This window comes from Streptomyces minutiscleroticus, from assembly GCF_014650875.1.
GTDB classification, from domain to species: Bacteria; Actinomycetota; Actinomycetes; order Streptomycetales; family Streptomycetaceae; genus Streptomyces; species Streptomyces minutiscleroticus.
This window is the reverse complement of record NZ_BMVU01000001.1, coordinates 404,975-417,771: the sequence shown is the minus strand read 5'-3', so window position 1 is coordinate 417,771 and position 12,797 is coordinate 404,975. Positions and strand designations below refer to the sequence as shown.

Annotated in this window: 11 protein-coding genes and 1 pseudogene; 6 read left to right on the top strand and 6 right to left on the bottom strand. The window is 75.3% G+C overall.

Features of this window, described 5'->3' with window-relative positions; translation table 11 throughout:
* Nucleotides 1-150: 150 nt before the first annotated feature.
* Both IE271_RS01650 and IE271_RS01645 read left to right on the top strand, forming a co-directional pair.
* Nucleotides 151-1,173 carry an ATP-binding cassette domain-containing protein gene (locus IE271_RS01650; RefSeq protein ID WP_190188268.1) on the top strand — a complete coding sequence of 341 codons (1,023 nt, stop codon included), beginning with the start codon at nucleotides 151-153 and terminating at the stop codon, nucleotides 1,171-1,173.
* A complete protein-coding gene (locus tag IE271_RS01645; protein ID WP_190188267.1) occupies nucleotides 1,170-2,000 on the top strand; it encodes an ABC transporter permease in 831 nt (276 codons plus the stop codon). The genes IE271_RS01650 and IE271_RS01645 overlap by 4 nt, the downstream gene beginning before the upstream one ends.
* 29 nt (nucleotides 2,001-2,029) lie before the next feature.
* On the opposite strand, the gene IE271_RS01640 is transcribed toward IE271_RS01645, so the two are convergent.
* The gene (locus IE271_RS01640; RefSeq protein ID WP_190188266.1) at nucleotides 2,030-5,380 is read right to left on the bottom strand and encodes an AfsR/SARP family transcriptional regulator; all 3,351 of its coding nucleotides are present in this window, start codon (nucleotides 5,378-5,380) and stop codon (nucleotides 2,030-2,032) included.
* 161 nt (nucleotides 5,381-5,541) lie between these two features.
* Here IE271_RS01640 and IE271_RS01635 point away from each other — a divergent pair, with 161 nt between their 5' ends.
* Nucleotides 5,542-6,339 carry a site-2 protease family protein gene (locus IE271_RS01635; protein ID WP_190188265.1) on the top strand — a complete coding sequence of 266 codons (798 nt, stop codon included), beginning with the start codon at nucleotides 5,542-5,544 and terminating at the stop codon, nucleotides 6,337-6,339.
* Between the two features lie 243 nt (nucleotides 6,340-6,582).
* Here the strand turns inward: IE271_RS01635 and IE271_RS01630 are convergent, their stop codons facing one another.
* From IE271_RS01630 to IE271_RS01620, 3 genes and pseudogenes are all read right to left on the bottom strand, one after another.
* The gene (locus tag IE271_RS01630) at nucleotides 6,583-6,792 is read right to left on the bottom strand and encodes a hypothetical protein (protein ID WP_190188264.1); all 210 of its coding nucleotides are present in this window, start codon (nucleotides 6,790-6,792) and stop codon (nucleotides 6,583-6,585) included.
* A 128-nt stretch (nucleotides 6,793-6,920) separates the two neighbouring features.
* On the bottom strand, nucleotides 6,921-7,625 hold the full coding sequence (gene npdG, locus IE271_RS01625) for an NADPH-dependent F420 reductase (RefSeq protein ID WP_190188263.1): 705 nt from the start codon (nucleotides 7,623-7,625) through the stop codon (nucleotides 6,921-6,923).
* Nucleotides 7,615-8,109, bottom strand: a pseudogene (locus tag IE271_RS01620) (exo-alpha-sialidase); the annotation flags it as partial. The gene npdG and the pseudogene IE271_RS01620, both read right to left, overlap by 11 nt.
* A 299-nt stretch (nucleotides 8,110-8,408) precedes the next feature.
* Here IE271_RS01620 and IE271_RS01615 point away from each other — a divergent pair.
* Complete coding sequence (locus tag IE271_RS01615; protein ID WP_190188262.1) at nucleotides 8,409-9,011, top strand: hypothetical protein; 603 nt, start codon at nucleotides 8,409-8,411, stop codon at nucleotides 9,009-9,011.
* Between the two features lie 150 nt (nucleotides 9,012-9,161).
* On the opposite strand, the gene IE271_RS01610 is transcribed toward IE271_RS01615, so the two are convergent.
* The gene (locus tag IE271_RS01610) at nucleotides 9,162-9,392 is read right to left on the bottom strand and encodes a hypothetical protein (protein ID WP_190188261.1); all 231 of its coding nucleotides are present in this window, start codon (nucleotides 9,390-9,392) and stop codon (nucleotides 9,162-9,164) included.
* Nucleotides 9,393-9,450: 58 nt separating this feature from the next.
* On the opposite strand from IE271_RS01610, the gene map reads away from it, so the two are divergent.
* Nucleotides 9,451-10,308: a type I methionyl aminopeptidase gene (gene map, locus IE271_RS01605; RefSeq protein WP_190188260.1), complete on the top strand. Its 858-nt coding sequence runs from the start codon at nucleotides 9,451-9,453 to the stop codon at nucleotides 10,306-10,308.
* Nucleotides 10,309-10,599: 291 nt separating this feature from the next.
* A complete protein-coding gene (locus tag IE271_RS01600) occupies nucleotides 10,600-11,259 on the top strand; it encodes a biliverdin-producing heme oxygenase (protein WP_190188259.1) in 660 nt (219 codons plus the stop codon).
* Between the two features lie 180 nt (nucleotides 11,260-11,439).
* On the opposite strand, the gene IE271_RS01595 is transcribed toward IE271_RS01600, so the two are convergent.
* On the bottom strand, nucleotides 11,440-12,162 hold the full coding sequence (locus tag IE271_RS01595) for a PhzF family phenazine biosynthesis protein (protein ID WP_190188258.1): 723 nt from the start codon (nucleotides 12,160-12,162) through the stop codon (nucleotides 11,440-11,442).
* Nucleotides 12,163-12,797 lie beyond the last annotated feature (635 nt).

The following is a 12,797-nucleotide window of genomic DNA, read 5'->3' as shown; positions in this document are numbered from 1 at the left end:
GGGTCCGGGGCCGTGCGGGAAGGCCGGGAGCCGCCCGGGAGGAGCGGCCGACGAGTCTGCCACGGTTTCGTGGACGACATATCGGTTACTGTCGTTGCCTATCGGTGTTCTGTCGGTGTTCTGTCGGCGGCGGCTGACAGCTTGGTGGGCATGACACACATCGACGACAAGCCCGGCGGCGGCACCGCCGTCACCGTACGGGGGCTGGTCAAGCACTTCGGCGCGACCAAGGCGCTGGACGGGGTCGACCTGGACGTCCGCGAGGGCACGGTCCTCGGGGTGCTCGGCCCCAACGGCGCCGGCAAGACCACCCTCGTCCGCTGCCTGTCCACCCTCCTGACGCCCGACGCCGGGCACGCGACCGTCGCCGGGTACGACGTGGTGCGCCAGCCCCGGCAGCTGCGCCGCGTGATCGGCCTCACCGGCCAGTACGCCTCGGTCGACGAGAAGCTCTCCGGGTGGGAGAACCTCTACCTGATCGGGCGGCTGCTCGACCTGCCGCGCAAGCGGGCCCGCGCCCGCGCCGACGAGCTGCTGGAGCGCTTCTCGCTCACGGAGGCGGCCAGGCGCCCGGCGGCCACGTACTCCGGCGGCATGCGGCGCCGCCTCGACCTCGCCGCCTCCATGATCGGCCACCCGGCGGTCCTCTACCTCGACGAGCCCACCACCGGCCTGGACCCGCGCACCCGCAACGAGGTGTGGGACGAGGTCGAGCGCATGGTCGGCGAGGGCGTCACCGTGCTGCTCACCACCCAGTACATGGAGGAGGCCGAGCAGCTCGCCTCCGAACTGACCGTCGTGGACCGCGGCAAGGTGATCGCCCACGGCGGCATCGAGGACCTGAAGGCCCGGGTCGGCGGCCGCACCCTGCGCGTCCGCCCGGCCGACCCGGCGCAGCTGCGCCCGCTCGCCGCCGCGCTGGACGGCCTGGGCATCACCGGGCTCGCCGGCACCACCGTCGACGCCGAGCGCGGCGCCGTGCTGGTGCCGGTCCTGAGCGACGAGCAGCTGACGGCGGTGGTCGGCGCGGTCACCGCCCGCGAGATCACGCTCGCCTCCGTCACCACCGAACTGCCCAGCCTGGACGAGGTGTTCCTGTCCCTCACCGGCCACCGCGCCGGTGCCCCGCAGGACGCCGTGCCCGCCGACACCCGCGAAGAGGTACCCGTATGAGTTCCGCCACCGTCGCCGCGCCCGCCGCGCGGCTCGCGCAGGGCGAGGGCCGCATCGGGCTGCGCGCCCATCTGCGCCACACCGGCGCGCTGGTCCGGCGCAACCTGCTGTGGATCCGCCAGGACCCGGAGTCGATGTTCGACGCCCTGCTGTTCCCGGTCGTCTTCACCCTGCTGTTCGTGTACGTCTTCGGCGGCTCCATCGGGCAGTCCCTGGGCGGCGGGCAGCAGGCGTACGTGCAGTACGTCGTCCCCGGCCTGATGGCCATGATGGGCATGAACATGGCCCAGGGGGTCGGCACCGGCTTCAACCAGGACTTCAACTCCGGGGTGATGGACCGCTTCCGGTCCCTGCCGATCGGGCGCGGCTCCGTGCTGTTCGCCAAGATCGCGGTGGAGCTGCTGCGGATGCTGTTCGCCACCGCGGTGCTGCTGGTCGTCGCCGTCCTCGTCGGCTTCGACGTCACCGACTGGGCCGGCCTGCTCGCCTCCGTGGGCCTGTCCGCGGTGTTCGGCTCGGCCCTGATGTGGGTGTTCCTCACCCTCGGCGTGATCATGAAGAACGCCCAGTCCGTGCAGGCGATGGGGTTCCTGGTGCTGATGCCGCTGCAGTTCGGCTCGTCGATCTTCGCGCCGACCGACTCGATGCCGGGCTGGCTGCAGGCCTTCACCGACTACAACCCGCTCTCCTCGCTCGCGGACACCGCGCGCGGCCTGATGCTGGGCGGTCCCGTCGCGCACGACCTGTGGGTGACGCTGGGCTGGTCGGTGGCCCTGACGGCGGTGATGGCGCCGGTCGCGATCCACAAGTTCCGCACGAAGAGCTGACCCCCGGTGCCCTCGCGGCGCCCTGCGCGTCAGACCAGGGCGGCGGCCTCCTCCAGGGAGAGCCCGCCGCCCTCGGTGTACGCGGCCCCGTACGCCTCCTCGCCCAGGACCGCGCGCGCCGCCGCCTCGGCGTCCGCGTGCACCCGGCGCTCCACCAGGCCGGTGACGTGATCGGCCGACAGCATGGCGTCGGCGGCGCCCAGGCAGCGGGCCGCGTCGGCGGCCCGCCGGCCGCCGTCCGCCCGGGCCAGGACGAGGGCCGCCACGCCGAGGTGGACGGAGGGGAGGTGGGGCGTGATCATCAGGGACAGCGCGTCCCGGGCGCGCGTCAGGGCCCGGCGCACCCCGTCCAGCGCCTCCTCGTACCGGCCGTCGAACGCGTCCAGGCAGGCCTCCACGCCGAGGATGATCCCCTCGAAGGTCACGAAGGCGCCCGCACGGAACTCCTCGCGCAGCCACACCAGCTGCTCGCGCGCCTCCTCCGTGCGGCCGGTGTGGCCGAGCCACGCCACGAGGAAGAGGCGGGCGGCGGACAGGGCCTCGTGGGCGGTGTCCTGGGCCCGGGCGAGCACCTCGCGCAGGAGCCGCTCACCCCGCTCCGCCTCGCCGCCCTCCAGCAGCACGTTGCCGAGCCGGGCGGTGAGGACGACCGTCTGGGCGTGGGCGCCGAGCCGCTCCGTGTGCGCGACCGCCTCCTCGAAGTCCGCCGCGGCCGCCGCGTACGCGCCCTTGCGCTCCCACGCCTCGCCGCGCGCGGAGAGCGCCTCGGCGGTGCCCCAGGCGTCCCCGATCCGCCGGAAGGTCTCCAGCGCCTCGTCCGCGTCCCGGACGGCGTCGCCCGCCCAGTCGGAGCGGTTGGCCAGGATGGTGGCGCGCCACTGCAGGGCCGCGGCCAGCTCCCAGGCGTGGCCCAGCTCCCGGCAGGTCTCCACGTTCGCGTCGACGACGGTGCGCAGCCGGTCCATGTCGCCGGTCAGCAGCACGGCGAAGAACCACAGGTTGCCGGGGGCGCGGCAGGTCTGCGGCAGACCCGGCCGGTAGGTCTCGGCGACGGCGCGCAGCTTGTCCCGGGCCGCCGGCGTCTGCCACGCGTCCAGGTCCAGGTCCATGCAGGCCAGGTGGACCAGGTGGACGCCGCGCCGGGCCTCGGCCAGCACCTGGGGGCCCATCGGCGGCGGCGCGTCGGTGCAGCGCTCGTACAGCGGCTCGGCCGGGCGCACGGGCCGGGCGAACGGGTCGGGACCGAGCCGTACGGCCTCCCGGGACCAGTTGCGCGCCTCGACGCGCAGGTCGCGTATCTGCCAGTACCAGGCCATCGACAGCACGAGGCAGAGCGCCTCCTGCTCGTCCTCCTCGGCGACCGCGTGCCGCAGCGCGGTGCGGAGGTTCTCGTACTCCAGCTGGAAGCGCTCCATCGCCGCGCGCTGCCCCGGTCCGCGCAGCCCGGGGTCGGTGGTGCGGGCCAGCTCGCGGTAGTACGTCAGGTGGGCGCGCTCGGCGGCGGCCCGGGCGCCGGACTCCTCCAGCCGCTCGCGCGCGTATTCGGCGACGGTCTCCAGGAGCCGGTAGCGCATCGTGCCGTCGGCCGCGGGGGCGGCCACGACCAGGGACTTGTCGACGAGGGAGCCCAGTGCCTCCAGGGCGGCCGGACCGCACACGGCCTCGGCGGCGGCGAGGTCGCAGCCGCCGGCGAAGACGGACAGGCGGCTCAGCACGTCCCGCTCGTCCGCGCCGAGCAGTTCCCAGGACCAGTCGACGACGGCGCGCAGCGTCTGCTGGCGCGGCAGCACGGTGCGGCTGCCGGAGGTGAGCAGCCGGAAGCGGTCGTCGAGCCGGTCGGCGATCTGGCGCGGGGTGAGCATCCGCAGCCGGGCGGCGGCCAGTTCGATGGCGAGGGGCAGCCCGTCGAGGCGGCGGCAGATCTCGGCGGCGGCCGCGGGGTCGTCCTCGACCCGGAAGCCGGGCCGGGCGGCGGCGCCCCGGTCGGCCAGCAGCCGCAGCGCGGACGGCTCCGGCAGCGGCTCCACGGGCCGCAGCACCTCCCCCGGCACGCCGAGGGGTTCGCGGCTGGTCGCCAGCACCGTCAGGCCGGGGCAGCGCTGAAGGAGCTGCTCGACCAGGCGGGCCGCCGCGTCCACGACGTGCTCGCAGTTGTCGAGGATCAGCAGCATGCGGCGCTTGGCGCAGTGCTCGGCGAGGCGTACGAGGGGGTCGTCGTGCCGTTCGGAGGCCACCCGCAGTTCCTCGGCGCCGGCGCCGCGCAGCACGGTCTCGCGCGCGCCGAGGGCGGTGAGCACCGCCTCCGGCACGGCCTGGGGGTCGTCGACCGGCGCCAGTTCGGCCAGCCACACGCCGTCCGGGACGGTGTGCAGGACCGCCTCGGCGGCCTCCTGCGACAGCCGCGTCTTCCCGGCCCCGCCGGGCCCGAGCAGTGTGACGAGCCGGGCGCCCGCGAGGTCCTCGCCGATGGCCTCGATGTCGGCGGCCCGCCCGACGAAGGAGGTGAGGCGGGCGCGGAGGTTGCCGGGGGACGGGACCGGCGCCGCCCCCGGGGACGCCGGGTCCGGTGCCGCGGGGCGGTGGCGGTACGCGCTCCCCCCGTGTCCGGCGGACGGCCCGGCGCCCGAGGGGGGAGCGGGTGCCGGGCCGTCGGCCGGTCTCAGCAACTCGGCGTGCAGCGCCCGCAGTTCCGGTCCGGGGTCGGAGCCGAGCCGGTCGGCCAGCGTCCGGCGCACGGACTCGTACGCGGCCAGGGCCTCGGCCGGGCGGCCCGCGTCGCGCAGCGCCCGCAACCGCAGGAGCTGCAGGGACTCGTCCAGCGGGTGGCCGTCGCACAGGGCGGTGAGCTCCGGCAGGGCCTGCCCGGCGCGGCCGAGGGCGAGGTCCGCGGCGAGGCGGGCGCGGCGCGCGTCCAGGCGCCGGGTCTCCCAGCGGGCCGCCTCGGCGGCGCCGTCCGGGAGGTCGGCCAGGGCCGGCCCCCGCCACAGCGCGAGGGCGTCGTCGAGGAGGACGGCGGCCTTCTCCGCGTCGCCGTCGGCGAGCGCCCGGGTGCCCTCGCCGGCGAGCCGGTCGAAGCGGTGCAGGTCCACGTCGTCGGCGCCCGCGGTGAGCCGGTAGCCGCCCTCGGCCGAGGCGACGGCGTCCGCGCCGAGCGCCCGGCGCAGCCGTCCGACGAGCGCCTGCAGCGCGCCCGTGGCGTCGGCGGGCGGGTCGGCGCCCCACACCTCGTCGGCCAGGACGGCGGCGGGGACGGTGCGCCCGGGCCGCAGGGCGAGCACGGTCAGCAGGGCGCGCAGCCGCGCCCCGCCGACGGTGACGGGCGTGCCGTCGGAGCGGAGTGCCTGGGTGGTGCCGAGGATGCGGTAGCGCACGGACCCCATTCTCCCCGGCGGCCCGCACACACCGCCTCCGGGTTTCGGGACCCCGCGGACGGAACCCGTGCCACTCCCCGGACGTTCTCCCCCACCCCGGGTTACGGTCTACCCGCACCACCCGTACGCCGCAGTCCGGTCCGCACGCACAGCTCAGGGAGTCCGCCCGCATGACCACCGCCGCCTCACGGCACAGTGACCGGAGGATCAGCCCCGTCTTCGTCGGGATCGTGGCCGTCGCGGCGGTGACCGGCTGGGCCACCTGGACCGGCTTCGCCGAGCAGCCCGGCGTGGCCGTCTTCCTCTTCGTGACGGCCGCCTGGATCGTCTCGCTCTGCCTGCACGAGTACGCGCACGCGCGCACCGCCCTGCACAGCGGCGACATCTCGATCGGCTCGAAGGGCTACCTGACGCTGAACCCGCTGAAGTACACGCACGCGCTGCTGAGCATCGTGCTGCCGGTGCTGTTCGTGATCATGGGCGGGATCGGCCTGCCGGGCGGCGCGGTCTTCATCGAGCGCGGCCGGATCCGGGGCCGCTGGAAGCACAGCCTGATCTCGGCCGCGGGCCCGCTGACGAACGCGCTGTTCGCGGTCGTCTGCACGGCGCCCTTCTGGCTGGGCGCGCTGGACGGCGTGCCGCCCGTCTTCCGGTACGCGCTGGCGTTCCTCGCGCTGCTCCAGGTGACGGCGGCGATCCTGAACTTCCTGCCGGTGCCGGGCCTGGACGGCTACGGCGTCATCGAGCCGTGGCTGTCGTACAAGGTCAGGCGGCAGGTGGAGCCGTTCGCCCCGTTCGGGCTGATCGCCGTGTTCGCGGTGCTGTGGATCCCCGAGGTCAACGGCTGGTTCTTCGACGCGGTCGAAGCGGTCCTGGGCGGCCTGGGCGTCGAGGGGTTCCAGGCCGACTGCGGGCAGTGGCTGTACCGCTTCTGGCAGGGGACGCCGGAGTTCTGCGTCGCGCAGTGACGGCCGGGCCGGGAGGAGCGGGAGGGCCCTGAGGGCCGGCCCGACGGGACCCGCGGCACCCGGCCCGGCGGAATCCGAGGGCCCGACCGGCAGGACCGGCGGATCCGGTCCGCGGAATCCACGGGCCTGGTCCACGGGACCGGCGGACCCGGTCCACGGAACCGGTCCGGTGCTCCGGCGGGAGCACCCCGCTCCCGCGCGGCGCTCCCGCCGGTCGCCGGTCAGTGGCCGGCCGGTCGCCGGTCAGTGGCCGACGGCGTTCCGGGCGGGGCGTCCGCGGCGCAGGTAGTACCAGGCCATGTTGGACGACAGCCCGGCCAGCAGCACCCACACGACGCCCAGCCAGCTGCCCTGGACGAAGGAGACGACGGCCGCCACGACGGCGAGTACGCAGACGGCGAGGGCGTAGCCGGCGAGGCGCCGGTGCTGGGCGGGCTGGGGCACGGGAGGCATGGGGTCGGCTCCTGTCGGGGGACACTGCGGGTCTTGCGCCTCCAGTGTCCCCCACGCGCGCAGTGCTCCCCGCACCCGTCCGTCCGTACGTCCTCCGCGTGTCCTGCGCGTCCCGTGCCCCGCGCGCCCTACACGTCGGTCAGGCGCAGGCCGGCGTGGGCCTTGTAGCGGCGGTTGACGGAGATCAGGTTGGCGACCAGGGACTCGACCTGGTGGGCGTTGCGCAGCCGGCCCGCGAAGACGCCGCGCATGCCGGGGATGCGGCTCGCCAGCGCCTGGACGGTCTCCACGTCCGCGCGCTCCTCGCCGAGCACCATCACGTCGGTGTCGATCTCCTCGATCCCCGGGTCCTGCAGCAGCACCGCCGAGAGGTGGTGGAAGGCCGCCGTGACCCGCGAGTCCGGGAGCAGGGCGGCGGCCTGCTGCGCGGCGCTGCCCTCCTCCGGCCGCAGGGCGTACGCGCCCTTCTTGTCGAAGCCGAGCGGGTTGACGCAGTCGACGACGATCTTGCCGGCCAGCTCCTCGCGCAGGGCCGCCAGCGTCTCGCCGTGCCCCTCCCACGGGACCGCCACGATGACGACGTCGCTGCGCCGCGCGCACTCGGCGTTGTCGGCGCCCTCGACGCCGTGGCCGAGCTCCTCCGCCGCGGCCCGGGCCCGCTCGGCGGCCCGGGAGCCGAGGACCACCTTCTGGCCGGCCCGGGCGAACCGGTAGGCCAGCCCCTTGCCCTGCGGGCCGGTCCCGCCGATCACGCCGACGACGAGCCCGGACACGTCGGGCAGGTCCCAGGGGTCCTTCGCGGGCGCCTTCTGCACACTGTCGCTAGAGGTCATGGGCCGACTGTACGTCCGCCGGGGCACCGGGCAGGGAACGGGTGAGCCGCGTCACCGGAACCCGCCGGAAGGTGATCGTCCCGTAGACGCCGAAGTCGCCCGCCCCGTGGAGGAGCCCGACCGTCCGCGCGTCGACGCGGACGAGGTCGGAGTAGGCGGCGGGCAGTCCGTCCACGGTGCGGACCGGCTGCCAGGTGGTGCCGCCGTCGGTGCTCGCGCGCAGCGTCATCGGGGCGCGGAAGCCGGGGTCGGCGGGGCCGGAGAGGAGCAGCACGTCGGGGTCGCGCAGCTGGAGCACGCTGCACTCGACGACGGGGGCGACGAGGCCGGCCTGCGGGCGGAACGGCTTGACGAGGGTGCGGCCGCCGTCGCGGGAGCGGGCGTCGGCGCGGGTGCCCGGGGACGGCGCGTCGTTGCGGGTGTCGAAGCAGACGCGCCCGTCGGGGAGTTCGGCGGCGGTGGTCTCGTCGACGTTGCCGGACCCGCCGGACCCGCCGGACCCGCCGCCGTGCCGGCTCCCTGGCCTGTCCCAGGACCCGCCGCCGGACCTGTCTCCGGGCCTGCCGCCGGGTCCGTCCCCGGGCTCGGTGCTGTCATCGCCGGCGCCCTCTACGGCTCGTGATCGGTTCCGCACGCTTCAGGGCCGCTGGCGGGCGTTCGTTGTCCCTTTCGAGCCCGGATCCGCCCTGTGCGTGCACGGTCGGTTCCGCCTCCTGCCCGCTCCGGGCGAATTCGAGGTGAACCGCGGCTGTCGGGCCGGGGGGTGCGGCAGGATGCGGCCCCATGGATGCCGTACGGGTCGCGTTGCTGCGGGAAGTGCTGGCCGGGACCGAGTGGCCGGTCGCCACGCGGCGGTTCGCGCGGGCGATGCGGGGCTCGGTCGTGTCGCACGGCGGCGGGCTGCTGCTGGTGGGCACGCCGGAGTACGAGCCGTGGCACCTGGCGGCGCACCTCGCGGACGAGGCGGCCTGGTCGGGGACGCCCGAGCTGGCGCCGACGCTGGTGCGGCACGGGGCGCGGCCGGAGGACCCACCGCACCTGTCGGTGGGGCCGGGGCGGCTGGCGGCGGCGCGGCGCGGCGAGACACTGCTGGTGGTGGCGCCGGACGCGCCCGACGGCACGCTCCTGGAACGCATCCACGACGCCCGGCGGGCCGGGGCCACGGTCATGGCGCTCGACGCGGGCGACCGCGATCTCCAGGCGCTGGCGCACGAGGCGCTGACGGTGCCCGAGGAGCCGGTGCTGGACCTGGACACGGTCCAGCACCTGGTGAGCGCGGCGGCGGGCGAGAACGCCCTGCCGTCGCCGCGCGGCCGCCGCCGCTTCCGCGACCGCCTCGCCCGCCTCACGGACCATCTGACGGCTCCGCCTCCGGCCCGCTGGTAGCGGGGCCGGAGGCGGAGCGGCCGACGGGGCGGGGGCGGAGCGGCGTCATACGGTGCCGTGCGGTTCGGGACGCCCGTGCGGGCCCTCGCGCGGACCCGGCGCCCGGAGCCGCGCGGCTCACCTCACCGGGACCGGTCCACCCCACCGGGATCAGTCGTCCTGCGCGCCGGACCTGCCGGAGTCGCTCCAGCGGGGGTCGTTCTCCCACTGCGCGGTGCGCTCCGCCGCGGTCTCCACCGCCCGCTGGGCCTCCTCGCGGGTGGCGTACGGCCCGAGCCGCTCCTTGGCGGGGCACTCCGGCCCCTCCTCGACCTTCTTGTGCTCCAGGCAGTAGTACCACTCGCCCGGCTTCCCGGCCGCGCGCTTCTTGAACAGGGCCATGACCGGCTCCTTTCGCCTCGGACATGGTCTCCCATGCCCGCTGGATAGACTCGCAGGCATGTCTGGCCAGTCGCTGCTCGTACCAGGGGAGCTCTCTCCCACCCGTTCCGTACCCGGAAACATCAGACGCCCCGAGTACGTGGGCAAGCCCGCCCCGAAGCCGTACACGGGGCCGGAGGTCCAGACCCCGGAGACGATCGAGGCGATGCGCGTCGCCGGACGGATCGCGGCGCGGGCCATGGAGGAGGCCGCCAAGCTGATCGCCCCGGGCGTCACCACCGACGCGCTCGACCGGGTCGCCCACGAGTACATGTGCGACCACGGCGCCTACCCCTCCACGCTCGGCTACCGCGGCTTCCCCAAGTCGCTGTGCAGCTCGGTCAACGAGGTCATCTGCCACGGCATCCCCGACTCCACGGTGCTGCGGGACGGCGACATCATCAACCTCGACGTCACCGCGTACATCCACGGCGTCCACGGCGACAACAACGCGACGTACCTGGTGGGCGACGTGGACGAGGAGTCGCGGCTGCTCGTCGAGCGCACCCGCGAGTCGCTGAACCGCGCCATCAAGGCGGTCAGGCCCGGTCGGCAGATCAACATCATCGGGCGCGTCATCGAGTCGTACGCCAAGCGCTTCGGGTACGGGGTCGTGCGCGACTTCACCGGGCACGGGATCAACTCCTCGTTCCACTCCGGCCTGATCATTCCGCACTACGACAGCCCGCACGCCACGACGGTGATGCGGCCCGGCATGACCTTCACGATCGAGCCCATGCTGACGCTCGGCACGCACGAGTACGAGATGTGGGACGACGGCTGGACGGTCGTCACCAAGGACCGCAAGCGCACCGCCCAGTTCGAGCACACGCTGGTCGTCACGGACACCGGCGCCGACATCCTCACCCTGCCCTGAGGCCGTAGCCCCGGACCCGCACCGGAACCGGCATCGGACCGGCACCGGCACCGGCACCGGCACCGGCACCGGCACCGGCACCGGCACCGAGGACTTTCGGACACCTCCGGACACCCCGCCCGCTTCAGCCGACGCGTCCGCCGGCGGAAGCGGGCTCTTCGTTTCCCGGGAAACCGGCCGGGAGGCGGAGTAGCGTGTTGCCGACAGGCTGTCGGAAAGCAGTTGACTTAGGTAAGCCTAACCATAGAAGATCGAGTCGACTCTCGTCCCCTTCGGCCCCGGAGGTCCACCATGAACCCGGCGAGCACGTCGTTCTCGACGCTCATCCGCACCGCGTCGCACGAACAGCACACGGAGGCGGAGACCTCGACGTTCATGAGCGACCTCCTCGGCGGCGGGCTCGGCGTCGAGGCCTACGCGCGCTACACCGAGCAGCTGTGGTTCGTGTACCGGGCGCTGGAGGAGGCCGCGCCGCGGCTGGCCGGCGACCCGGTGGCGGGCCCGTTCGTGCGCCCCGAACTGATGCGGCTCGCCGCACTGGAGCGGGACCTGGCGCACCTGCGGGGCGCGGACTGGCGCGCGGGACTGAGCGCCCTGCCGGCCACCGAGGAGTACGCGGCCCGGGTCGCCGAGTGCGCCGCGACCTGGCCCGGCGGCTACGTGGCGCACCACTACACCCGCTACCTCGGCGACCTCTCCGGCGGCCAGATCATCCGCGACCGTGCCGAGCGGACCTGGGGCTTCGCCCGCAAGGGCGACGGCGTGCGGTTCTACGTCTTCGAGGAGATCGCCAACCCGGCGGCGTTCAAGCGGGAGTACCGCGAACTGCTCGACGGGCTGCGGGCGGACGACCTGGAGAAGCAGCGCGTGGTCGCCGAGTGCAAGCGGGCGTTCGCACTGAACACGGCGGTCTTCCGGGAGCTGGGCGAGGAGTTCCCGCTGAGCGCCTGAGGCGGCCCGGGGCGACCGGGGCCGACGGAGGGCGACCGCCCCGGAACGGGTGGACCGCCGCGGAACCGGTGGACCGGTCCGGGCGCGGCCGCACCCGGCGTGCGGCGGGGGTGACGCAGCCGGTGCCGGGCCCCGCGGCTCCACCGGCCGCACGCGCCCTCCCGCGCGGCCGTACGGCCCTCAGCGCTCCAGGACCACCCGCCCCCCGATCTCCACCCACCCCTCCGGCTGCGGCGCCGTGAGGATCTGCGAGCCGCCGCCCTGGACGATGTTGAGGGCGCGGCCCAACCGCTCGGTGAGCAGCAGGGCCGCCGCCCCCGTCGCCTCGTCCTCGTCGGTGCCCCCGATGCGGGCATCGGCTCCGCCGGAGCGGCTGTCGCCGCGCTCGTCGGCCCGCCCCGGGAAGGAACGGGCGCGCACCCGCCCCGCGGCCTCGTCCTCCCAGGCCCATGCGTAGAGCCTTCCCCGCCGCCCGGAAGGCGCGGGAGGGGCTCCCACGCCCGCCGGCGGCACCGCCAGCTCCTCGACCTCGGCCGCCGAGCCGTACTGCCGCAGCGTGCACGGCGGCGCCCACTCCGGGCGGGCCTCGATCCAGCTGAACTCCCCGTCGGCCCGGGCGCCCACCGCCCCGGCGGGCGTGACCAGCTCGGGCACGTCCAGCAGCCAGGCCGTGCCGACGCACGCGCGCCCGGCGAACGGCAGGCGCAGCGTCGGCGTGTAGACGTCGACGACCCCGCGCTCGGGGTCGTCGACGAACACCGTCTCGCCGAAGCCGAGTTCCGCCGCGAACGCCTGCCGGTCGTCCGGCTCCGGGACCAGCGCGCCGTTCCGCACGACCCCCAGTTCGTCGCCGTATCCGCCGCGCGGGCCGCAGAAGACGCGCAGCACGTCGTAATCCGTCACGCGGGCATTGAAACATCACCGGGTGCCTGGACCCGCTGCCGCCCGGGAGGCGGACGCGGCGCGGGCGCACCGCGTGTCGTCCGAGGCCGGACGGCCCGCCACCGGCGCGGGGCGAGGAGTGCGAGGACGGCGGCACGGGGAGGCGGGGGCCAGGGTGCGGTCGCCCTCCGGAACGCGGGAGCGCGGCCCGACCCGATCGGATCTAGCGAGAAAGGTAAGGCTAACCTAAGCTGTGCGGCACCGGTTCCGGAAGGGACCCGTCGGGACACACGAGGCGGAGAGGAACGACACGGCGGTGCGACGCTTGCACGGACGAGCGGCGGGAGCCCAGGTGGCGGCCCCCCTCCCCCTGACCGCGGCGGGCGGCAGAGGCCCGTCGGACCCCGCCGCCCGGTCGGCCGCGGGTCCGGCCGGAACGGCCGCGGCGGCCGACAGGATCCGGCCGCCCGAAGGCGCGCCCGGGCCCGGACTGCCGGCCACCGCGCGGCCGGTGGACGGCAGGGCGACCGCCGGGGACGGCGCGCCGCCCGCCCGCGGCCCGCGCGCGGATCGCGTACCGCGGTCCCCGACCGACCAGTTGCACGGGGGCACCGAGTGACCTTGCTGGACAGAACCGACGGAACCGGCGAGTCCGG